The organism is Shewanella eurypsychrophilus (genome assembly GCF_007004545.3).
Taxonomy (GTDB): domain Bacteria; phylum Pseudomonadota; class Gammaproteobacteria; order Enterobacterales; family Shewanellaceae; genus Shewanella; species Shewanella eurypsychrophilus.
Genome location: NZ_CP045503.2, coordinates 4,875,961 through 4,898,307 on the forward strand (window position 1 = coordinate 4,875,961; position 22,347 = coordinate 4,898,307).

The 22,347-nt window shown below is 42.3% G+C and carries 16 protein-coding genes; all 16 read left to right on the forward strand.

Going from position 1 to position 22,347, the window contains the following annotated elements:
• Positions 1–5: 5 nt before the first annotated feature.
• Positions 6–4,058 carry an IPT/TIG domain-containing protein gene (locus FM038_RS20885; RefSeq protein WP_142871360.1) on the forward strand — a complete coding sequence of 1,351 codons (4,053 nt, stop codon included), beginning with the start codon at positions 6–8 and terminating at the stop codon, positions 4,056–4,058.
• A 53-nt stretch (positions 4,059–4,111) separates the two neighbouring features.
• Positions 4,112–4,519 (forward strand): hypothetical protein, encoded by a 408-nt coding sequence (locus FM038_RS20890; RefSeq protein ID WP_142871359.1) that lies wholly within the window; start codon positions 4,112–4,114, stop codon positions 4,517–4,519.
• A 156-nt stretch (positions 4,520–4,675) separates the two neighbouring features.
• Complete coding sequence (locus FM038_RS20895) at positions 4,676–5,383, forward strand: hypothetical protein (protein ID WP_142871358.1); 708 nt, start codon at positions 4,676–4,678, stop codon at positions 5,381–5,383.
• A 25-nt stretch (positions 5,384–5,408) separates the two neighbouring features.
• Positions 5,409–5,843: a hypothetical protein gene (locus FM038_RS20900; protein WP_142871357.1), complete on the forward strand. Its 435-nt coding sequence runs from the start codon at positions 5,409–5,411 to the stop codon at positions 5,841–5,843.
• A 70-nt stretch (positions 5,844–5,913) separates the two neighbouring features.
• Complete coding sequence (locus tag FM038_RS20905; RefSeq protein ID WP_142871356.1) at positions 5,914–6,459, forward strand: hypothetical protein; 546 nt, start codon at positions 5,914–5,916, stop codon at positions 6,457–6,459.
• Between the two features lie 4 nt (positions 6,460–6,463).
• A complete protein-coding gene (locus tag FM038_RS20910; protein ID WP_142871355.1) occupies positions 6,464–7,144 on the forward strand; it encodes a hypothetical protein in 681 nt (226 codons plus the stop codon).
• 134 nt (positions 7,145–7,278) lie between these two features.
• On the forward strand, positions 7,279–7,722 hold the full coding sequence (locus tag FM038_RS20915; RefSeq protein ID WP_142871354.1) for a hypothetical protein: 444 nt from the start codon (positions 7,279–7,281) through the stop codon (positions 7,720–7,722).
• Positions 7,723–7,790: 68 nt separating this feature from the next.
• Complete coding sequence (locus tag FM038_RS20920) at positions 7,791–8,810, forward strand: hypothetical protein (RefSeq protein WP_142871353.1); 1,020 nt, start codon at positions 7,791–7,793, stop codon at positions 8,808–8,810.
• A 59-nt stretch (positions 8,811–8,869) separates the two neighbouring features.
• A complete protein-coding gene (locus FM038_RS20925; protein ID WP_142871352.1) occupies positions 8,870–9,088 on the forward strand; it encodes a hypothetical protein in 219 nt (72 codons plus the stop codon).
• A gap of 402 nt (positions 9,089–9,490) precedes the next feature.
• Complete coding sequence (locus FM038_RS20930; RefSeq protein WP_142871351.1) at positions 9,491–11,020, forward strand: hypothetical protein; 1,530 nt, start codon at positions 9,491–9,493, stop codon at positions 11,018–11,020.
• Between the two features lie 237 nt (positions 11,021–11,257).
• Positions 11,258–13,108, forward strand: coding sequence for a hypothetical protein (locus FM038_RS20935; RefSeq protein WP_142871350.1), 1,851 nt, complete (start codon positions 11,258–11,260; stop codon positions 13,106–13,108).
• A 71-nt stretch (positions 13,109–13,179) separates the two neighbouring features.
• Positions 13,180–14,622, forward strand: coding sequence for an OmpA family protein (locus tag FM038_RS20940; protein ID WP_142871349.1), 1,443 nt, complete (start codon positions 13,180–13,182; stop codon positions 14,620–14,622).
• Between the two features lie 78 nt (positions 14,623–14,700).
• Positions 14,701–15,855, forward strand: a complete 1,155-nt coding sequence (gene zapE, locus FM038_RS20945) for a cell division protein ZapE (protein ID WP_142871348.1) — start codon at positions 14,701–14,703, stop codon at positions 15,853–15,855.
• Positions 15,856–15,996: 141 nt separating this feature from the next.
• Positions 15,997–18,084 (forward strand): methyl-accepting chemotaxis protein, encoded by a 2,088-nt coding sequence (locus tag FM038_RS20950; protein WP_142871347.1) that lies wholly within the window; start codon positions 15,997–15,999, stop codon positions 18,082–18,084.
• Positions 18,085–18,244: 160 nt separating this feature from the next.
• Complete coding sequence (locus FM038_RS20955) at positions 18,245–20,488, forward strand: DUF6351 family protein (RefSeq protein ID WP_142871346.1); 2,244 nt, start codon at positions 18,245–18,247, stop codon at positions 20,486–20,488.
• A gap of 61 nt (positions 20,489–20,549) precedes the next feature.
• Complete coding sequence (locus FM038_RS20960) at positions 20,550–22,223, forward strand: methyl-accepting chemotaxis protein (RefSeq protein WP_185965711.1); 1,674 nt, start codon at positions 20,550–20,552, stop codon at positions 22,221–22,223.
• Positions 22,224–22,347: the final 124 nt, after the last annotated feature.

Consider the following 22,347-nt stretch of genomic DNA (forward strand, 5'->3'; position numbering starts at 1 on the left):
TAAAGATGAAACACAGCACACTCAAACCAACAGCCAAACTGTGGTTGGTTGCCTTACTGGCCGCAAGTCTAGGGCTAGCAGGTTGTAATGGGGAACTAGAAGCAGGTGAAGGGCCTGACTCTCAAGAACCCATTCCTACCGATCCTACGACACCAGATCCAGATCCGACTCCTGATCCAGAACCAACGGATCCTGCAGATCTCGTTGGCACCTGGGAGAACAAAGATGAAGACGGCGATGGCGTACTGGATGAATTTGATGGATATCCATTTACAGCAGCCAAGCAGTCGCTGCCGTATATTACTGAAATTGAACCGAACGATAACCCATCAATTGCAACTCAAACATCTTTAACACCGCCATTTAGTATCAGTGGTGCCATTTCACAAAAGTCTGACAACGGTGATCTTTTTTCGTTCGAAGCCGTCGAAGGGCAGTTCATCACTCTCATTCTGAAATATACATCAGCCAACTTTAAGCCGAATATCTATTTCTCAGATGAAGACGGTGATGCACTTAACTTCGGGGAGATAGAGATAGCGACCTCATTAAAAACAATTGCTATCAATGTTGAGATTTTGGCAGGTGGATTACACCACATTGGTATCAACGATAAAAATTTCGATGGCGATGAAAGTTTCACATACCAAGCTCAGGTTTTCATCGATCAGGACGGTGATGCGATTGATGATATCAAAGAGATAGCCCTCGAAATTAGCAACCTTACTCACGATACCGACGCTGATAGTATCTCTGATACTGAAGAATTTTTATACCCACTGTACTCTGATAAAATCAGCTTTAATCAGGACAACGACGACACCCCCAATTGGCTCGATACAGATAGCGATAATGATGGTATTTCAGACCAACGTGAAGGCGCTGACGACATAGATGCAGACGGAATAGGTAACTTCCTTGATGATGACTCTGATGGCAATGACATATTAGATTCGATCGAAGTTGGCGAAAACATCAATCAGCCCAGTGATCTCGACTTTGATACGATTCCAGACTATCTCGATCTTGATGATGATAACGACGGTTTACTCGATATCTATGATCAACAAAGACTCGTTGACCTTACAGAAAATGAAAACTCGGTGACCAGCGCCCCTTATGCTCTACATAATAATGTAGAGGTGAAGTTTCTCAGAGAAGGAGATCTTGTAAAGATCCCCGTTAGCGAGCCTATTGGCTCTAATCAACATTACCTAGTCTTTAAACGTGATGGGCTGGCACCAATAAATCATCCAGTGTCAGTATCAACGGGGATTGTTCAGGCTAATATCCCGCCGGCAACAAGCAGCGTATTTGTTACCAATGGCACAGAGAGAACAAACAGTCGCTCAATCACGGTCCATGCTGAGAGCACGCCTATTTTCAGCCATTCGGGCGCCTTGGTAATTAATGAAAATACGCAAGTTGAACTCATGGGTGCCGATTTTTCTGATGATATGACGATCACAGCCAATGGAAAACCCATTGAGATATTAAGTCACACCAGCTCACAAGTCACCTTGATGTTGCCAGCTGCATTAACCGACGGCCTACTCGAAATAAATACGTCAATCGGACAAGGCAATACAGTGAGCTACTATGTCACTGAACAAGTTGAGATGACGCTGACTGATATTGAAGGGATAGATCCTGCTAGCCTATCTCTAGAGACATTACTGGGCACAAGCTACAGTTTCTCTGCATCTAACACAGTAACAATTGATAGATTTAAAAACAAAATCACGCCTGTAACCACTTACTTTAACACCCAAGATGAGCGCAATGAAAAACTCTACCTTGCCAGTTACATATTACCGACAGAATCGAATGTCTCACTGGATATCACTAATGCCAGTTTCAAATATGTTTTAGACTACATTGGCGTCAGTAAAATCCCTTTATCACAACTCAGTCAATTCAAAGATACCGTAACCTTATATCCTGAGTTTACTGAAATACACGAACACCTCAATACACTCTTAGCGCTATCACCTACCGCCTTAAACGCACTTGATTCAAGCACTATAAGCTTGTTGATCCGTAATAGTTATGCCATCTACGCTAAATATACTCAGGCAAATGCGAATGTAGCGCCATCTCAAAAAGTACATTCAACCTCTTCGAAGCAAGTACAAGCCAATAACAGCACCATAAAGCCCACTATCGTCAATTATGGTGCGGACCATTTCGACTACTCACTGGAAGCCACCAATTTTCTAGATAACTGGCTACCCTCAGATCCTAGCTGCCCAGACAATTCAAACATTAACGACGAGCAGAAAAGCAAACTCAATTATGATGGGTGTGTTGAGCTTCAAAACCGAACAAAGCTGTATTTAAGTACCATGATCATTCCGCTAGGTGAAAATGGAGAATACGATCCGGATGAGCTAGGAAGCCCACTCAGAAAGCATGTGCTAAGCGGCTGGGATGGAAATATGATGGGCCCTCAATCCGGTACTTTTCTTGGGTTAGAGTTTTGGTCAAAAGATCAATATTACAATGAATGTCCCTATCAGAACTGCTTATACCAAGTGATAGCACCTGGAGTGGGTACTCCTGTTGGGCCATCACCTTTTAGTTATGCTCAAACTACAGATTACGATCGCGCGATTCATAAAGCCCGCCGAAGCATTGCGGTTAGAACCATTATTGATGGAATTTTACTTAAATTTTTTGACATTATTCTTACTGGTGTAGGATACGATTCCACAGGGTTTGACCCAGTGGTAATCACCAAATTAATCATTCAATACTCTCCAAAGCTGATTGAAGAAGCAGAGAAGCTTTACGATGATGATAATGTCAGTAATGAGGATATTGAGAACTTCGTTAAGCAGATCGCTATTGAATTTCACAAAAATGAAGTTGAGTTACTTGCCGATCCAGCCAATGCAGGCAAGCTGGGGCCAATAACAAAGGCCGTACTGCTGGAGTTGGGGGTGTCACCTCAAGATATTGCCACCATGGCAGCCGGTGCTGCATTACGTAAATGGACGCCCTTTGTTGGCCAGATAGATGCAATCATCACAGGTGCACAAGTGGCCGATATTCTAATCGATCAAGTAAAAACGATTAAAGATATGATGTTTGTACCAATAAAAGCCGACTTCACCGTAACTTGGGGACTTAACATTATCGATATTGAACCAAGTATCATGAAAGCAGAAGCAGTCGATAAGCCGCTGACTATTATAGGCACTGGTTTTGGCGTCAATGCACGTTGGTATTGGTTTGACGAAAAGCCTATCACATTCTTAAAAGACAAGAATGCTTCAACGTCTGCAGAACGAATTGAGCATGACAATATCTCATCAGAAGGAACGCTACTTGAGATAACCGTACCAGGTAGCTTTCTCGAAAATGCAGTCGGCCCAATCTCCGTCAAAGTAGAACATAGAGGAGAACCAGCCACATCGCCTATCGATATTCGTATTGGCGATGGATTAGAGATCGCCAGATTAAAAATAAATACAGGTCAACCAGGCGATAAAATAATCATTGAAGGTATTGGTTTTGATAGTTTAAAATCAAAAAATCGTGTTACCTTTGAAGGTAAAAATGGTACCAGAGTTGTCGCAAGCGTTATTAAAGTGGAATCAGGTAAGTTAACAGTGACTGTGCCTAATAATATTATTACAGGAGATGTCACCGTTGAGGTAAATAACCAAACCAGTAATGGTCTTGAATTCACCGTACCTTATATTCTGGATATCACCTTTGGCGATAACGGTAACTTTAATGATGACATTTTTAAGTTAGTGGTAGATGACCAAGTCATTAAGGATGGAGCAAGCCCTCAAAGAAAGGTTGGTCCAATTTCGGTGCCTTTAAGTGCAGGTAGTCATATCGTTAAGTTGATTGGTATTCGCGCCGAAGACGAAATTGGTACTTATTATATTGAATTTGAAGGTGATGTCATTGCAGTCAGTGGAGATGCACTTGAAGGCCGGGACCTACTCAAAGACAGTGTAAAGTCTTTCCAAGTTAATGTAGGTGCCACAACTCAGAGAGTGAAGAGCAGCGTTAGCCCTTTGAGACAGTTACAACAAGAGTAAATTTAATCAACAAATGGGGAGCACTTAGTGCTCTCTCATCATAAGGATCGATGATGTTACGTTATATCAGTTTAATACCGTTATTTTGGTTTTCACCTCTGCTTGCAGCACCTGATAGTATATTGAGTGAACGCTGCTTGGCAACGTTTGAATTTATTAAAACCCAAGATTTAGACCTATTTATAGCTGAAATGCCTTTTACTCCCAGTAAAACTGAAAAAGCACGCTCTGCAAAAGTGTTACAACGTGCTCATCAAAAATGGTTTGTAAAAGAAAAAATTAACAATATCGAGGTGGGTGAGATAAGTTACCAGCAGCCAAGTACTGCGAAGCAAGAGAAATACGGAGCATTAAATCAAGCTAGAGTAAAACTCACCGTCGTTGGTGAGAATTACAACTCCAGAGTGAGTTGCAATTTTATTCAAACTAAAGACGGGTGGTTTCTATCCTCTTTACCTTAGTGTCATTCCACAGTCTTCGCCTAGCTGATATTTAAATTTGACTATGCTGTTTAGGCTATGATTTTAATGTGGCTCAATATTAATACTCAACATAACGACGCTGGCGCTTTCAGCCCACCGAGAAGGAAATCAGCCATGAAAGCTGGGAAGTTGTAAATGCAGTATTCGCAATTACCTAAAAAGGCCCACAGGTTTATCAAACCCATCGGATTACCAGATCAATTGCGTTTGTCGACTAAGCGTCATTATGTTTGTCGTGGTTTGGCAGTGTTAGGCCTGTTGCCATTATCGGCTTCTTTATTAATGGCAATAACCCTTGATGGTGGAGAGCAATCTTTTTATCAGGTTTTGGTGGCCCTGCTACTCCCTATCCTGTTCATTCTTGGCACACTCAAGCATCATTTAGTACTCGATAACCCAAGCGGGCAACGCTTTAAGCAATTACAGTTTATGGGCTTTCACTTTAAAAAAGCCAGCCAAGCTCCACTGCAATCCACCGAGTTACTCTTACGTCATGATAGCCATGACAGGAGCCAATATGAGCTCAAAATAGATACTTTGGTTTACTCAATCGGCAACTTAGCCGACACAAAGCAAGTAGTGATGTTTATTGCTCACACATTTAAGATCCCAGCCAAAGAGCAGATAAGTGACTTTCCTAATATCCATGACTTAACCTCGCTGCCACCCGCAAACGCCACTGATGATAAAAATAGTCACGCTACAGATGAGATATTTCCTCCGATAATTATCCCACCGCTTTGGTCCCCAAAAGTGGTGTTACGATTTTTTTATCCCTTGCCATTTCTTATGGCATTTGGAGTTGCCATAAAGTTTATTGGAGACCTACTCCATGTACTTTAAACAGCTTTCCCCCACCAAAGCTATAATGGCTAAAACTCAAACGCAGATTATTACCCGTTGCTTTTGTGCAAGTTTGGTCGCGTTACTGACCCTGTTCGTTACCACGGGCTTTGAGCGTTGGCCCTACAGCGAAGTGTTTATCTGGTCATTTCCCGCCCTACTAAGCTGGCACTTTCTATTTGCACGTCGCCGAGTCGAGTTTGATCTAGAACGTCAGGTGATCACCAATAAAATTAGCTCGCTCTACCCTCTAAGCCTGCAAGTCATCCCAATCAAGCATATCGCAGCACTTCAAATACAGCGACGACTCGGCCAAATTAATGGTTATGATCTATTCATTGTGATGGACTCACAAGTTGAGCCATTGAAATTTGAGTATGGAAATTTGCCTAAAATGAAAAACCTGGGTCAGCAATTATCACAGTTTTGCACGATTCCATTGCTGTGTGATTTGAAATAACTAAGTCATTTATGCATATATAAATCTATACATACAAATAAACTCTGCAAAAATTTAAAAGGACTTATTCATGTTTAAGTATTTAGTGTTAGCTTCGCTCTTGTTTACAACCTGCTCAACGTGGGGAGCAATGGATGAAGAAGACTATGATAGATGGAGCAAGGCAGCGAAAAAAATCGAGTTGTCAAAACCGTACTTATTGTGTGAGAAAGCGGCAAAGGTGGTCATAAATCAAGATGTGGCTCTTTTTAGAGAAATTTTTGTTGAGACTCCAGCAACAGATGAACAGGTAAAAGCATTTTTAGCAGAAGAGCATAACAAATTTTTTATGAAGACTTACTTAGGTATCAATAATTACCAAATAAAAAAAGGTAAAGAGTGGGCCTTTGAAAATGCTAAAAATAGTAAAAATTACATTGTAAGCAGCTCTGCTGAGCAATGGGGGTATGACTTGGAGCTTTGGGTTGAGTATATATTCGATACCTTCGATGCTAGAAATAACACAGCCCATGTAGCATGGTGGACGATGCAAACTCGCCTACTTACAAGACAAGTGGCAGGTTATTTCTTTGCTCTAAATGCGGTTAAAAGTATAGATATAGGGAAATACTCATAGCGATATGGCTGAAACAATAGAATTAGACAGTAAATCTTGGTTTTTTGATCTGCACATAAAAGGGATGCGAAATTTAAATGCAAAAAGTGACGTTAGCTTATATGTAGCCAACCTATTTTACCCTTTATCAATAGCCGTATCATTGCTACTTTTTGGTGTAATGGTAGGGCTGGCTGTGGCTCCTTTGAGCTTTGCCAATACCGAGTTTGCTAGGACGATGGTACTTATTAATATTGGGCTATTACCAGTTTATTTAATTATTCGGTATATCTTAGTTAGATTACGTTACTCAATTAAAGGCACATTACGTTGTTACGTCAGTCAGCAACGCTTATCAATTCCAGCTAATGCAATCATTAACAAACCTGCAGGGCAGCTTGACCTGTGCCGCGATAAAATCGAATGCATTACCGTTCAATATAAATCCAAAATGCATCGTTTACATGTACGTAATAATATTATTGCTTGCAACCTAGAGTTAAAAACTGGCGAAGTTATCTCTCTTAATGCGATGTACTTCCCACTTAAGCGTATTGTTTATATGTTGCGATTTTTTGACTATCCATTGACCACGCAACACCGTCAGTGGCCATGGCGTAATCTTCCGAGCATTATAGCGGTTACATTCCCAGTATTAGTTAATATCACAGTCAATGGCTTATTGTTTAAGCAGTATTTTTTATAGTGATGACTGAAGAGGAAGTCCCCCAGAAAATTTCACTACCTCATGAGTGATTAAAGCTAAAAAGATAGCGCTGATTACATGACAACAATTCAAATAGACTTTGTCTCGCGTAAGCGCTTTAAACGGAGATTAGAATGAGATTAGCAGCAAAAATCATCACAATGACTAGCGTAGCGATACTCAGCTTTTCAGCTACCGCCCTTGAGCGCTACGCAGGGCTTGCAGATGGCTCTGATGAAAATTTAAAAGCTGTCTGCAAAGACTATATGGTCAATAGTTACCTAAAAAATGATCCTGAATTGTTCTTTCATTTATTGCCTAAATCAATGAAAGAACGTGAAGGAAGGCTTGAAAAAAAATGGTATGAAAATCATTTAAGCCGTTTTGGTAGTACACCGTTAACTGAATATGACATTTTTGAGTTGGATGATGCACCCATAAAGACTTCACATAAAGGAGATTCGATAAAGCGTTTCAAAATAAAATTTAAGGCCGGAACAATGGATCGTTATCGTAGAAGTGCTTGCTCTTTTAAACAAAATGATGACCAACGATGGTATTTCAGTAAAAAACCTTAACTAAGTAAATCCCTATTAATCCATAGTAGGGTTTTACTTTTAAGCGCTAAAGTAAACTAAAGGGATTTATGAGTTATAAAATTTGTAAGAAAACAGATGGGAATATTATTCTTCAAGATACTGGTTTCATTTTCGGTATTGTATTGGCGTCTGTAGGCGCTGGAATTATGTATTTAAGTTGGTTTAATTACCAAGACACAGGAGAGATATTAATTTCTTTTGTGTTTTTATTATTGGGAAGCTGTTTTTTCTTCCCTATGTTTAAGAACAACAGATTAACTATTGATGCTGAAAATAAAGAAGTTATTAAAACGAAGTCTTGGTTTGGCATTACCACCAATAAGGAAGTTGTCACTAATCGCAATTTATCTTTACTAGAAATGTCGGGCTTTACCAGCGGTGAGTTTGAGGCCTTTTTTGATAGCACTGAGCGGACTAGACATCATTACAGTCTTAAATTCTATAGCTACCCGGAATGGAATCTTTTGATTAGAAGCTTTTCAACCATGCTCGATATCATGCTATTTATTGAACAGCATTTTGATACTGACTTAGCCTTGGTCATACAGCATAAAAGGCATAAGTTTAGCGCCAAAGGGCTATTGAAAAACCATCAAAAAACGCCATTACCTAATGACTCAACAGTTAAAGAAACTGGCTTTCAAGAATTAAGAATCGCATCTACACGAGGTGGAATCATTAGGCAATGTGCTATGCCTATTAGCCTTACTTTATGGGCAATCATGACGAGCGGATTTTTACTATATTTATCTGCGTTGGAAGGTTTTACATACATCCCTGTTGCAGTGCAGTACTTAACAGCCTTCATCTTTTCAAGCGGTATTAGCCTCCTTGTCATTAATAATTTTGTGCCGACTCGCTTGAAGATTGACCATGGGAGTTTGGTTGTAAAAAACAGTTTATTTGGTCATGCTAAGTACCCATTACCTGAAGTGATTGGTGTTGTTAATGTGGCAAAAATAACTTATTTGATAACACATCAAGGCTCAGAACAACTCGCTTATAAAATACCCACAAAGTACAGTTATGCCATACACAGTTGGCTACTGCCATTCCTAAGTAAATAGCACACATAAAAGAGTTAAGATTAAGGAAGATATACGATGAAAAGGAGTACTTTGTCGCCATGACCATGATCACGCTAGCACTAACTGCTACGGCTTCTGCCGTAGAAGGGCAAGGTAATTATGGATTCACAGCCAGTACAAATCAGGATGAAATCTTTCTTGATAAATGCCGTATATGCCGAAGCGCACTTGAAAAGGCAGATGTAGATACATTGACATCTTTTGTCAATCCGGACTTTCTTGCCAAAATCGCAAAGGCGTTGAAAATGCGTTATTAAAAACGTCGAAAAAGGTATTGTCCCGAATTTCAAAAGAGGGTTATCAGTTACAATCAATAGCTCTCAGTCCAGTAAAAGATCCTAATTTTGCAGATGTCGATTCACAGTGGAAAGCCAGAGCAGGTAAATCGACTGAAAGCGGAGGTTGTGGGTACAATAAAATGACGAATGGGACCTGGAAAATACACCCTCGCACATATATATACTGCAACCATCAAAGAATCAGCCTCATCTATTTAACACCAACGGGGCTGACTTATTCCAAACATTAGTTAAAGCAGACCTTGAAAACAAACTAATAACTTTGAATTGGTTACTAATTTTTATTAACGCTAGTGATTAAAATTCGATTAATATACCAACAATAACCAATAAAGCTAGTACGAGCACAAGGAATACATAGTGACTCATTCAAAACGAATATTTGTACTCATTTTTACACTTTTTTTTACTGGCTTTACGACTGCTAACCAAGCCCAGCAACAATCCAATAATTCATTACAAGATACTCACCAGGCAATTGAAGTATTTCAAAGCAATACAAAAAGCCTGTTAGATAAATCGCATCTGTTAAATGCTCAATACGCGATTCAAATGCAAACCTTAAGTGAGACTTTACAGCAGACTGAAAGTGCAAAAAGCGTATTACAAAGTAACTTAATCGGGGATATTGAGTATAACGCCTCAAGTATGCTGGCAGTTGCTAATCAGTACCTTAGTCACTATCGAACCTTTGTCCACTCAATAAGCCAACAGTCGCCTTGCTATCAGCCTGAGCAAGTGGGCGAATTTGAGCAGACCATTGCAGAACTTGAGGTGTATGTCGGGAATATTCAACAGCTTGCGGCAACTCAAGGCGACAGCGAAGCATTCGCGGCCTTAATGGAGATTAATATTAATCAAGCCCGCGTCTCTATGGTAGTTAATCAATTTGAGATGTTCAAACTTTGCTATCTGACTGAAGCTATTGGTCCTCTCAGCCAAGAGTTCGAAGCACTAACCAAAGTGCTCGAACAAGAAGCTGCGAGACAAGGCTATGTGCAAGCCATTGACTCGCAAAACCAAACAGAAACCAGCGAACTCATCGATGATGACAATCATGCTGAAATGACTGAAAAGTTTCGTGATAATATTGTGCAAACATATCAGTTTAAGGCCGGTACAGCGCCACACTTTAATGAGCTCACTTATCTGTACATTGAAAATGTTGCGCAACTTAAAAGTCTAAATTTTTCTAATGGCTTATCGGTTAATAATGACTTATCACTCGAACTTCCAGCCAGTGCACAGGTTAACATCGACCAGCGTTACCTAGCTAAGATTAGTGGGACCGTTGAGACAGATACTGAGATTGTCACCCTGGATATCAATATAGAACGTGCTGCAACATCTCTTATTGGTGATATTCAATTTATCGATCAGCAAGTAAAAAACTGTGTAAACCGAGCCGCACAGTTGAATCAAATTACTTACAGCCACCAGCTCACTCAGCTTAATTGTACATTTGATCAAACTACTAATATTAAACTCGATGATCTTAGCCAGTTACAGCAACTTAATTTATTAAGCGTAAAAGGGGGATCTATTGAGTCACTTGTACCTTTAGCATCTCTGCCCTCTTTAGGCACCCTTTACCTTAGCCAGTTAGCGGTAGAGCAACTTGATGGGTTAAGCCAGTATCGAGGTTCGCTTAATTTTACCCACGTCAGCAGCAAGGATTGGGCAAAGTTGGCTCAATCTAACGCTGATTCAATCAGTATCAATCAGCTCGAAAATTGTCGATCTATTCAACCGTTAACTAATGCAAGTAATATAGCGGTGATGTATAAAGGTCTAGACTCAAACGCGTTAATGGCAACAATGCTCCAAGTCGAGAACGGCACTAAATCTGTGATGGTAATGACAGATTGTACCAAGGAACAAGTTTATTAACGAGCTTGTAAAGCGCGCCCTTTGGCATCTGCTGAGAGGAATAGTGCTCAAATTAATTGATGACTAAATTGTCTACCAAATAGCATGTTAGCCCCTGCCACAAATGCAGCTTGGGTAATTAAAAGAGTATTAAGTCAGAGTCAAAATACATCCTAAAGGGTAATGGTAAGCCAAAGAAAAATCAGGATAATATCGCGGTTAAATTAACTTAGTTTCAGTATTTGTAAGGATGCAAATATGTTGGTAAAAAAACTTGGACTTTTACTGTTATCATCCAGCTTTTTGGTCGCTTGTGGCGGCTCTGACTCTGATGACACAACACTCCCAGATGTGCTTCCACCTGTCACCGATCCCACTGTTCCAGCCGAATATAATCATCAAATTCAGGGAGTGGTTGCCTACCAAGGCGCAATAGCAGGCGCCGATGTGTGTGTAGATTTAGATATGAACCAGCTATGTGGTGCCCAAGAGCCTACTTCTAGCACTGACAATGATGGTTTTTATCAAATAGATTGGGTGAGCACGGCTGACACACCTAGTTTTTATTTACTGGCTAGCTGGACTGATACTAGTAATAGCAATCCAGCCCAGCCGAAATTACTCTCCAGCGCCTTTAAAGCAGAAAAGCTGAAGCACATTGCTAGCGCTTCAAGCGCTTCGAATACCACAACAAGTTCATCAAAGGTTACAGCGGTTATCAGTAATGGTGATGCACAACTGATCTCAATGAGCGGTCATGGTGGTGCCATTAATGCGCTGACGCACCTTGAGTTTCAGCGCTATGAGCAGATGCTAGCTCAAGGGTTATCTGCTGATGAGATACAAGCGCTAAGGATGCAGCTATCCATCATCCTCAACGCCCTGTATGCGCCACTTACTGGCGAAGCTTATCAAGTCACTGCTGAGCGTTCCGCTTCTGATGAGTTTCTAGATACTTATTTTAGTCATCAACATATCACAGCGCTTATTGGTGATAGATTAATGGCGACCCTTGCCATTGATGAAGTGATGGCTGCAAGTAAAGCCTCAATAACATATTTAGCCCTTCAAAGTGATGTGACTATCAGCGACTACTTAGCTAATGATCCTATCGACGTTCGCTTTCTGGTTAACGATACACTGATCGCCCAAGGATTTATTGTCACGCCTTTTGATGACAAAATCATGTCTGATACCGACTGGCAGGTACTACAAACCAGTTTACTGAGCGATAATATTCACCCTCACGGTTTTACCTTAGCCCCCACACACCTCAACAACTTCTACTCTTTAGAGTTCGGAGATTCAGAGCAAACGCTATCAGGCTTTATCTCCAATAGCCTGCTAACAGGCAGTGTAATTGATACAGGTAACGCACAAACTGTTGCTACCGCCTGCTGGAATGAGCAACTTGAAAAGTGGATCAATCCGGAGCGTGACGATCAAGATTATGCTCCAGTGGTAGCTCAATATACAAACAACACCGTTAATACTCACTATCAGGGTACTGCAGTGGCTATCAATATTCAGATAGAAAAACACCTCACGAATACTGAAACTTGGGGCGCGATTTTGAACGCTCAACCACAGCAGTTCAAACTGTCTGAGCTGCAATGGCCAGAATACATTTACCGTTACCATATTGAGCAAGCCGATGATGTTATCTGTCGTACAGAGAGCAATACTAATGTCTGGGATATGCCAGCACATAATTCAGCAGAGAGGTTAACCACTGCAGATATTGCCAGATTATTTTGGGATGACTTCTATCCACAAGATGTGGTTATTGATGAGGATAATCAGCAGCTATCAGTGGAGTATACATCTGGTGAGACAAGCAGTTTCGAGTGGGCACTGAGCACTAGCCCGACTGGCCAACCTCTGTTAAGCATTGTGGAAATTAACTTACCCGTTGACCTGCAAGGCAGCGCTATTTTTGGTGAGTACCTTATCGAAGATACAAAGCTCATTGAAGTCGAACTGCATCAAAGCAGTAGTTTCAACGATATGAATGATTACCTGCTTATTACTTACGACGGTGATACAGATAACTTTAGTCAACGATTTTTAGCACATATATCGTCACTGCTTACCACGTCACAGCCCTAATGCTTGACTGATGTAGGCCAATCAATTTATTTATCGGGGAGCTTTGCTCCCCTTGTTCATGGAGTAGAATAATGACATTAAGAGCAAAAATAGCGATATTGCTTTCCATCAATTTATTGCTGAGTTGGCAAGCCGTGGCGAACGAGTCATTGTTCACCCCTTTAACTGAAGCCAAAGTTTATAAACAGACAGAGCGACACTTCTCCCCTTTTGAGCTTATCTCAGCCATAGAAAAGTCAACAATCAACACTACAACAGTGCAAGGTAAACTCACTCGAATTAACTATAAAATACCTGTTAGTTTTGAACCTAGCCATATCATCAACAATTACAAACAACAGATCAGCGTATTAAATGGCCAAATTCTGTTTGAATGTCATCAGAAAAGCTGTGGTAATGTCAGCAAATTAATGAAGCAGTTAAAACCACTAAATAACATCTATAAAAGCTCACCAGCCTTGCTTACTGCAAAGGTCCAGTTAGAAAAAAAGCTGGTTTACCTGTCTGCTTTTTCAACTAACTGGGAAAAAGAAGCAGTATTGCAACTTGATATTATCGAGGTCATTGAAGAGCCACTGGATCTTATCGCCGTCAATCCAGAGTTTTTAGGTGCAGAGGTCGTGCAGAAGACCTTTAAAGACATGAGTCACAAAGACACAAAAAACGCCAGCGACCACCCTATGATTGCTAGGCTGCCAGGTGCCTATATCGAAAAGTATCAACAATTCGATTTTGGCCAAACAGCAGTATTCACCGCGGTTAATAACGGCCAACATGCAGTTAAACAGTTAGAGGGTAAAATTACCGATATTAATTATAAACTGCCACGCACTTACTCTGAGTTCGAGGTCAATGCCAATTACCAATCCGCCTTGCTTAAACTGGGCTTTGTTAAGACCTTTAACTGCCAAGGCAAAGCGTGTGGTAAGCCGCGTCACATTGAGAAGCGCACCAAAACATTAGCCCATATTGGCGATGCTAATCAGCAGTTTTACAGCCTTTATACCCTCACTCGTGCTGAGGGAAATGTGCATGCCATGACCTATATCATTGGTTTTGAGGGCGGATTATGGGGTGAAATTAAATTGGTTGAAGAGACGAGTTTAGTCGATGATAGAGTGAGTATCGACCTTGATGGACTGACGGATAAAATTGCTCAAACGGGTCATGTGGCACTCGATGGCTTACTGTTTAAATTCGATAGCGACGAGATGCTTCCCGATGCCGAACCTGTGGTTGAGGTAGTTGCGACATACCTTAAATCACATCCTAAGCAGAGCTTCTATGTCATTGGTCATACCGATGATAAAGGTAAGCAAAGTTATAATCAGGTATTGTCTGATAAGCGCGCTAAAGCGGTTGTAAAGCAGCTCACCTCTGCGCACAAGGTGCCTAAAAGTCAGCTTACCGCTAAGGGCATTGGCGAATACTCGCCCGTTGCCAATAACAGCAACGAAGCGGGGCAAAAACTCAATCGCCGTGTCGAATTGGTATTAAGATCAGATAATAAATAAAGTAACTGGTATTGGTTGCTCCTTAAAGAAGGAGCAGCTGATATACTAGCCTATCCAATAATTACAGCACCTGCCCTCATGAGCCTTTCACCTAGCGCTAAATATCAATTAAAACAGTCGCAGTCAGGCTTTAATAAAGATTCAAAACAAGAACAGGCTGTCGCTTTGCTTGATATTCTATATGAGCAGCTAGTGAGCACTAAACCAAGCTCATCTCGCCATACTCCAATAACATCAAAAGTGTATGGGGTTTATCTATGGGGCGATGTCGGCCGTGGCAAAACCATGTTGATGGACCTCTTCTGTGATTCATTAGATGAAGAGCTGACACTCAGACTACACTTCCACCGGTTTATGGCTCGCATACATAAAGAAATGCTGGCAGAGTCTGGTCGCCAAGACCCACTAGTACGTATTGCCAAGCGCATAGCTCAACAATGTAAGGTGATCTGTTTCGATGAGTTTTTCGTATCCGACATTGGTGATGCGATGATCTTGGGCAGGTTGTTCGAAGCATTGTTTCATCAAGGCGTGATACTCGTCGCTACTTCGAATATTCCTATTACTCGTTTGTATGAATCTGGGCTACAAAGAGACCGCTTCTTACCGACAATAGCGCTATTGCAAACACACTGCAGTGAGTTTCACCTCGATGGTAAAGAAGACCATCGACTGCGATCTCTCGAGTTTCAACAGAGCTATTTTTTACCTCAACAGGCCAACTTCGAAGAGTTGTTTGATTCAAAGGCCCATAAGGTCAGCCATAGCAATGAGTCACTACAGATCTTAGGCCGCCCTATTCCAGTGATCAAAGCATGTGAATCTCAGGCTTGGTTTAGCTTCGATGCTCTATGTGATGGGCCTAGATCTCAGCTGGACTATATTGAGCTCGCCAGTCGCTTCGATACCCTGTTTGTCAGTGATATCCCGGTGCTCGGTGGCCAGCCAAAGTCATGGATCCGCGCCAGAGGCACCGAGGATGGTGCTATTGCCACTGAAACTAGTGAGCGCCAACTATCTTATGCAGTGGGTGACGATCCAGCCCGCCGATTTATCGCGCTAATAGACGAGCTTTACGATCAGCAAGTTAACCTTTATCTATCCGCCGAAGTCCCTCTTGAAGAACTCTACAGTGAGGGTGCGCTGAGCTTCGAATTCAGACGAACCTTTAGCCGCTTACAAGAGATGCAATCCAAAGAATATGCAGCAAGCGCGAAACGCATGGCAGCTTAACGCCTAAAACCAATCAATCACTCTAGCTCCCAGCTAAGAAGCAAAGTAAAGGCGTTGGTTTAACGCTTTTTTTCCTTCTAAGCTCCTCAATTCAAGATAGTGAACTAGTATTGAAGAATAGTTTTATCGCTAGGGGATCAAATGATTCAATTTTCAAGTATTCGACATCAAATCTTACTCTTCGGAGCAGCAAGTTTGCTTGCTGTCGCAATAGCTATCATTGGCTACGGCTATTTCTCTAATCAAGCTCTGCGACATGAAGTTCATGATAGTGTGCTGAGTCAGGCGCAAGAACAGGTCATTGAGAATATCAATTTAGCCGCCCAGCAAGAGGCACTGAAAATAAATGCTGCCTTTGACCATGCCATGGATATCGCGACCTCAGTTGCAGGCGGATTATATCCCGCGTCCCCCGGTCTCAGCCGAGACCAGATCAATAGCATACTCAAAAATCTGGTTGAAAATAATCACGATATCCTAGGTATTTATACCGGATGGGAAGCCAATAAATTTGATGGTGACGATGCCAATAATACTGACAATAAGTACTCATTACCCGACGGAAAATTCGCTCCCTATTGGACTCGTTCAGCTTCCGGTAAAATCGATATTCAGCCGCTAAGCGGCTTCTATTCAGAGAAACTGTCAGCGACAGGAATAAGAAGCTCCGAATGGTATTTATGCCCAATGGAAAGCCGCTCCCCCTGTGTCGTCGATCCAGCCTCATATGAAGTCCAGGGCGTTGATACACTACTAAGCTCCTTTGTTGCACCGATAATCCGTGACAGCCAATATGTGGGCATGGTCGGAGTCGATTACTCGCTTAACTTCTTGCAGCAGCTAGCAACCCAAGCCGCTGATAACCTTTATAGTGGCTCCGCAAGAGTGATCATTCTGAGCCCTAGAGGACTTATCAGCGCTGACAGCACCAATAACAACAATATTAGCAAGACAGCCAACAGCACAGATATTGCCCAGTTACTTACCGCTAGACAGCTACAGCAGACCTCAATCACAGACAGTGCCATCATCGCCAGCAAAACCTTTGCCGTTAAAGGTACAAATGTTCAATGGGAAATTTTAATCCAAGTCCCCAAAGAGCTGGCTCTAGCGAAAGCCAATGCCATTGCTGAGCAGCTTGAAACGGGGTTTGCAGAAAACCTTAACGGACAACTTCTGGTGGGCTGTATCGCCGCGGCTTTTGGCATGCTACTCATCTGGTTTATGTCGGGGTCGATCAACCGTCCGATCCGTGAGTTAGTCGACGTCGTCGCCAACTTGACTCAATCAGGAGGGGACTTAACTCAAGAGATAAAAATATCCCGTAGCGATGAAACGGGTCAGTTAGCCAGTCACCTCAATACATTTATCGCCAATGTTCGATCTATTGTGTCGGATGTCGCGCATAGCATGAGTGAACTTACCCTTAGCGCCGAACGTAATGCAGCCCTTGCTGAATCAGGTAGAGAGCAGATCAGTACCCAACAAATGGAGATAGAACAAGTCGTCACCGCGACCAATGAGATGTCATCAACTGCTCACAGTGTCTCAGATAACGCTCAGGTGACTGCTGACTCAGTGTCAACGACTCAAGAGTCGGTTTCTAAAGGTCAGGAAGTGGTCCAGGCGAATGCTACAGGTTTACAGTCATTATCAGAGCACGTTAACCACGCATCAAACGAAATCATAGAATTGGAGAAACAAACCGAAAGCATTGGCTCTATCTTAGATGTTATTCGCAACATTTCTGAGCAAACCAATCTGTTAGCACTCAACGCCGCCATTGAAGCCGCTAGAGCTGGTGAACAAGGCCGGGGTTTTGCTGTGGTAGCCGATGAAGTACGAGTCTTAGCAACGCGAACTGCCGACTCTACCGATGAGATCCAACAGATGATCGACTCTCTACGCAGTAAAAGCAAACAAGCGGTGAGCACAATGGCCGAAAGCCGGGATCTAAGCCAAACCTGTTTAACTCATGCTAATCAAGCAGTAGAAGAGCTTGATGAAGTCAGTAATCAAAGTAGTAAAATTCAGGATATGGCACACCAAATTGCCAGTGCAGCCGAGGAACAAGCTGCAGTGACTGAAGAGGTCAACCGCAATATTGTCGCCATCAATGACGCCGCAGAGGCTTTGGCTCAAGGGGCTGAGTCGGCACAAGACGAAAGTAACAGCTCGGCCAGGCTCGTTGATGAGGTTAACAAAAAAATAAACCATTTCCGTTACTAAATAATGTTCAAGATTAAGGCTCACTACACGAGCCTTAATAACAAAATATATTTCCATTATAACTTGACACACAGACACAATTTTTTGGCATTAATTATTTGCATTTTCTTCGAATCGAACAAGACTTAATAGGAGAACTAAATCGAACGAGGGGCAGAGAATGAATAGAAGTATTTTATTATTACTATTGGTTTCATCTGGATTTTTAGTGGCCTGCGGACAAGACCCCTTAGTTAAACGTCAGGTAATATCCATTGCACCCATGGATCAAAAAAACCAAATATTACAAATAGATAAACATATCAGTCTTACAGCTAGACCCGAAGAGACATTTGCCTTTCCAATCCCACTCGGCAAAGTCGGCCCAGCCGACAGCTTGTACTCAGGTAAGCGCCAATACCCATTTTATTGTATGACACTCGATGCAGGAATAGGCCAACCCCTTGTGGACAATCAGCAGGGCTACGGCGTCGCGGTTTATGATAAAAATGACAAGGTCATTGGCTATAGCAAAGACTGCATGACCATCTCAAGAATCGACTACTTCTACACCTTAGCAGGCACAGATAAAATCCTCCCTTACGATCTAAAAATGCCACCCGCTAGAGAAAAGATAGCAACCACACACATTGAGGGTAAACCTGTACCAGAAATCTTTCGCTTAGAAAGGGGCAGCATCAACCGCTATATCTATTTTATTGCCATGTTAGTTCCTGAGACAAGCTTAGGTGATAGAGACGCTAAACAGTATTGGAACAACAAGCTCATCTATCAATTTAAAGGCGGTGCCAGTATAGGTTTTCGTCAGGGGCAGATGGGCGCGAGCAGATTTATTAATCGACGACATACCCTGTTAAGACAGGGCTATGCAGTCATAGGCTCGAGCGGCAATAATACTAGCTATAGCTATAATATGTTGCTAGCTGAAGATACTGCTAGAAGGGTTAAATCCCAGTTTATTTCTCTCTATGGCGAACCGCTATACACCTTAGGAATAGGTGGCTCTGGTGGTGGACTTGCCCAATACCTTATTGCACAGAACAGCACCGGCGTTTTAGATGGATTAATGCCAATTTATAGCTACCCAGATATGGTCTCACAATCGATATTTATACTCGATTGTGATCTCCTACAACACTACTTTAACATCACAGATAATGGTAACAGTAAATGGAAAGACTGGGAGCAGCGAGAAAATATTGAAGGTATGAATGGTATCAATGGCTTCGAACATCCCTACACTTTTTTAGTCCCTCTTAATCAAATGTTTGCTGGCGCGTGGCCCTCGATGCCTAATGGCAGTAGCGAATGTGTCTATTCCTGGTTCATCGCATCGACCTTCTTTTACAACCCTAAGCAAGGATTTGTTAAACCCTACTTCTCTGATGAAGTAAAGGAGCAAGTCAACTGGACCTACTGGCAAGACTTAGCCCAGATTTATGGCACCGATGATAATGGTTTTGCCCGCACGACCTGGGGAAATGAAGGTGTTCAATATGGCCTCAAAGCGATGCAGCAAGGCGATATCAGCATAGATGAGTTTATTCATCTCAATCAATATATTGGCTCTTGGGTACCTCAAGATAAGATGCGTAAAGAGACTGCATTTACCCCATTGGGTATGAAATTTCCTATCTGGCTAAGTTTATGGGGTCGCAATAATATTACTGAGCCTAAATCTCACGTGGCCAAACGAAAACCCTCAGATCCTAAAGCTATTGATAATGGCTACCGCTACGGCCAAGTGTTTATCGGGAAAGCCGAAGTCCCCATTTTAGAGATACGTCATTATCTTGAAGAAGATCTTAACATGCATCACACCTTAGCCTCTTTCGAAGCCCGCTTACGTATGCTGGAATATCAGGGACACAATGATAATCAAGTAATCTGGATATCTCATAAAGATCATACCCCTATCGATAAAGGCATTGCATTCTTAGACCAATGGTTACTGGCAAGAAGAAACTCTGAAGATAAAGATCCTGTAATGACCAAACCCTTAGCCCTTGTCGATAGCTGCATCGATGAACAAGGGAATGTGCAATTTGAAGGCGACAATGTATGGGATGGAGAATGGAACAATAAACCAGCTGGAAAATGCAGTAAAATTTTTCCGACTTACAGCAATATTCGTGTACAAGCCGGTGGCCCATGGGCCGGCAGTATTTTCAAATGTGGCCGAGTTTCTATTAGTGATGCCATAGAAGGAGGCATATATGGCGATGTGCCCATGCAAGGCTATCAGCAAAAACTCGAAAATATATTTCCAAGTGGTGTGTGTGACTATACTCAAGGAGACATAGCTAAGCCCGATCTCGGTTTAACGCCATCTCTACAGGCTAAAAAAAATAACAGATCCAGCCCTCCTTCTGCAGTAGGCGTAAGACGAAGTCTGGAAAAGTGACTGTGAATTATGCTGTGATATATGAGAGATATCTCAACCAGATAATAAAAGGAAAATGTTCATGATCAACCTGTCGCTCAAGGCTAGATTGCTTGGTAATACAGCCATAGTGATCGGCCTATTAATTTTAAGCTCTGGCTATGCTATCTACAGCATGAACCAAATAGGCACTGAATTAGAGACTGTAGCCGAACAAGATATTCCGCTGACGGAAAAGATCGCAGCCATCACCACCCATCAACTTGAGCAGGCTATTCAATTTGAACGCTCGCTGCATTTCGGCACCACAATGGAGCGGGAGCCAGCTAACCGAGAAAATTTTAACACTGCAATGCATCATTTCGATGCACTTACGCCACAAGTCGATGCCGAGATACTCGAAGCAGAAGCCATGGCCAGTGAGGCCATGAAAGGCGCCACAAAAGCAGCCTATGCCGAGTTTAAGGCTGTACTCACGGCATTGAAACAAATTGAAACCGAGCACAAAGGCTTTGTCGAACATGTTCATCAGGTATTCGCACTTCTGCAGGCCGGAAAGCTACATGATGCAGAGGTCATGGCTCTAAAAGTTGAACAAGAAGAAGATAAACTCGATAAGGAGCTCGAGGCATTACTCCATGAGATAGGAAAATTTACCGAAGCCAGCGCTCGGCATGCTGAGGATTATGAACATCACGCCATCTGGGTATTAAGCATTTTAGCCATCGCCAGTATTATCATAGGTCTATTTACAAGCTGGCTCACCACCAAGATGATCATTGACGGCATAAAGCAAGCAACCAATATGGCAGAGGGAGATATAAACCACCAAATTGAAGTCACCAGCAAGGATGAAATAGGTGAATTGTTATCGGCAATGAATAATATGCGTCTTCGACTACTTAATATGATCAACCATATCTCAGAGACCACGGTACAACTTTCTGCCGCCTCAGAGCAACTTGCCGAAGTATCCCAGCAATCCAGCGAAGTGATCGATGAACAACGCAGAGAGACCGAAATCGTCGCCACCGCAATGAATCAATTAACCGTGACATCTCAAGAGGTCGCCTCAAATCTGGCACAGACAGCCGACTCTACGACAGAAGCCAATAAGCAGACCAATGATGGTGCTCAGATAGTACAACAGGCCGTGGTACAGATAAATGAATTAGCTAAGCAGATTGATATTTCGGTACAAGCTATTGCGGAGGTCGATGAACAAAGTGCAGCCATCAGCACTGTATTGGATGTGATTAAAGGCATAGCCGAACAGACAAACTTACTGGCATTGAACGCCGCTATCGAGGCTGCAAGAGCCGGAGAGCAGGGACGAGGATTTGCCGTTGTGGCGGATGAAGTTCGCACCTTGGCTGGTCGAACTCAGCAATCGACCCAAGAAATTAATACCATTATCGAAAAACTACAAACAGGCTCAAGTAAGGCTGTTGCTGTTATGGAGCAGAGTCGCGAGCAATCTCAAGCAGCAGTCGAATATTCCACTCGCTCAGGTGTGGCACTGACTAAGATTGCCGAGGCTATAGATTCTATTCATAATATGAATGTTCAAATCGCTACGGCTGCAGATGAGCAAAGTGCGGTTTCTCAAGATGTAGATCAGAATATTACCAAGATCCACACCATGTCAGTCGAACTCGCCTCAGGCGCAGAAGAGCACTCTCAGGCAGGCAAGAGCTTATCGGAAATGAGTGGCAAACTGGAAGAGATGGTAAAGCAGTTTCAGCAGGGCCGCTGAGCAGCCTATTAAGATTTGACTGTTTCGGTCAGTATCAGCTTACAGATAATCACTGGCTGCATAAGATTAGTGTAAAGCCATGTGTCGTTAAACCATAATCGGGTCATCGACCTTTACCATCAAG

What these genes read in the sequence shown, in the direction of transcription:
- FM038_RS20885 (WP_142871360.1), top strand. Translation starts at nt 6, where the DNA reads ATGAAACACAGCACACTCAAACCAACAGCCAAACTGTGGTTGGTTGCC.
- FM038_RS20890 (WP_142871359.1), top strand. Translation starts at nt 4,112, where the DNA reads ATGTTACGTTATATCAGTTTAATACCGTTATTTTGGTTTTCACCTCTG.
- FM038_RS20895 (WP_142871358.1), top strand. Translation starts at nt 4,676, where the DNA reads ATGCAGTATTCGCAATTACCTAAAAAGGCCCACAGGTTTATCAAACCC.
- FM038_RS20900 (WP_142871357.1), top strand. Translation starts at nt 5,409, where the DNA reads ATGGCTAAAACTCAAACGCAGATTATTACCCGTTGCTTTTGTGCAAGT.
- FM038_RS20905 (WP_142871356.1), top strand. Translation starts at nt 5,914, where the DNA reads ATGTTTAAGTATTTAGTGTTAGCTTCGCTCTTGTTTACAACCTGCTCA.
- FM038_RS20910 (WP_142871355.1), top strand. Translation starts at nt 6,464, where the DNA reads ATGGCTGAAACAATAGAATTAGACAGTAAATCTTGGTTTTTTGATCTG.
- FM038_RS20915 (WP_142871354.1), top strand. Translation starts at nt 7,279, where the DNA reads ATGAGATTAGCAGCAAAAATCATCACAATGACTAGCGTAGCGATACTC.
- FM038_RS20920 (WP_142871353.1), top strand. Translation starts at nt 7,791, where the DNA reads ATGAGTTATAAAATTTGTAAGAAAACAGATGGGAATATTATTCTTCAA.
- FM038_RS20925 (WP_142871352.1), top strand. Translation starts at nt 8,870, where the DNA reads ATGACCATGATCACGCTAGCACTAACTGCTACGGCTTCTGCCGTAGAA.
- FM038_RS20935 (WP_142871350.1), top strand. Translation starts at nt 11,258, where the DNA reads ATGTTGGTAAAAAAACTTGGACTTTTACTGTTATCATCCAGCTTTTTG.
- FM038_RS20940 (WP_142871349.1), top strand. Translation starts at nt 13,180, where the DNA reads ATGACATTAAGAGCAAAAATAGCGATATTGCTTTCCATCAATTTATTG.
- zapE (WP_142871348.1), top strand. Translation starts at nt 14,701, where the DNA reads ATGAGCCTTTCACCTAGCGCTAAATATCAATTAAAACAGTCGCAGTCA.
- FM038_RS20950 (WP_142871347.1), top strand. Translation starts at nt 15,997, where the DNA reads ATGATTCAATTTTCAAGTATTCGACATCAAATCTTACTCTTCGGAGCA.
- FM038_RS20955 (WP_142871346.1), top strand. Translation starts at nt 18,245, where the DNA reads ATGAATAGAAGTATTTTATTATTACTATTGGTTTCATCTGGATTTTTA.
- FM038_RS20960 (WP_185965711.1), top strand. Translation starts at nt 20,550, where the DNA reads ATGATCAACCTGTCGCTCAAGGCTAGATTGCTTGGTAATACAGCCATA.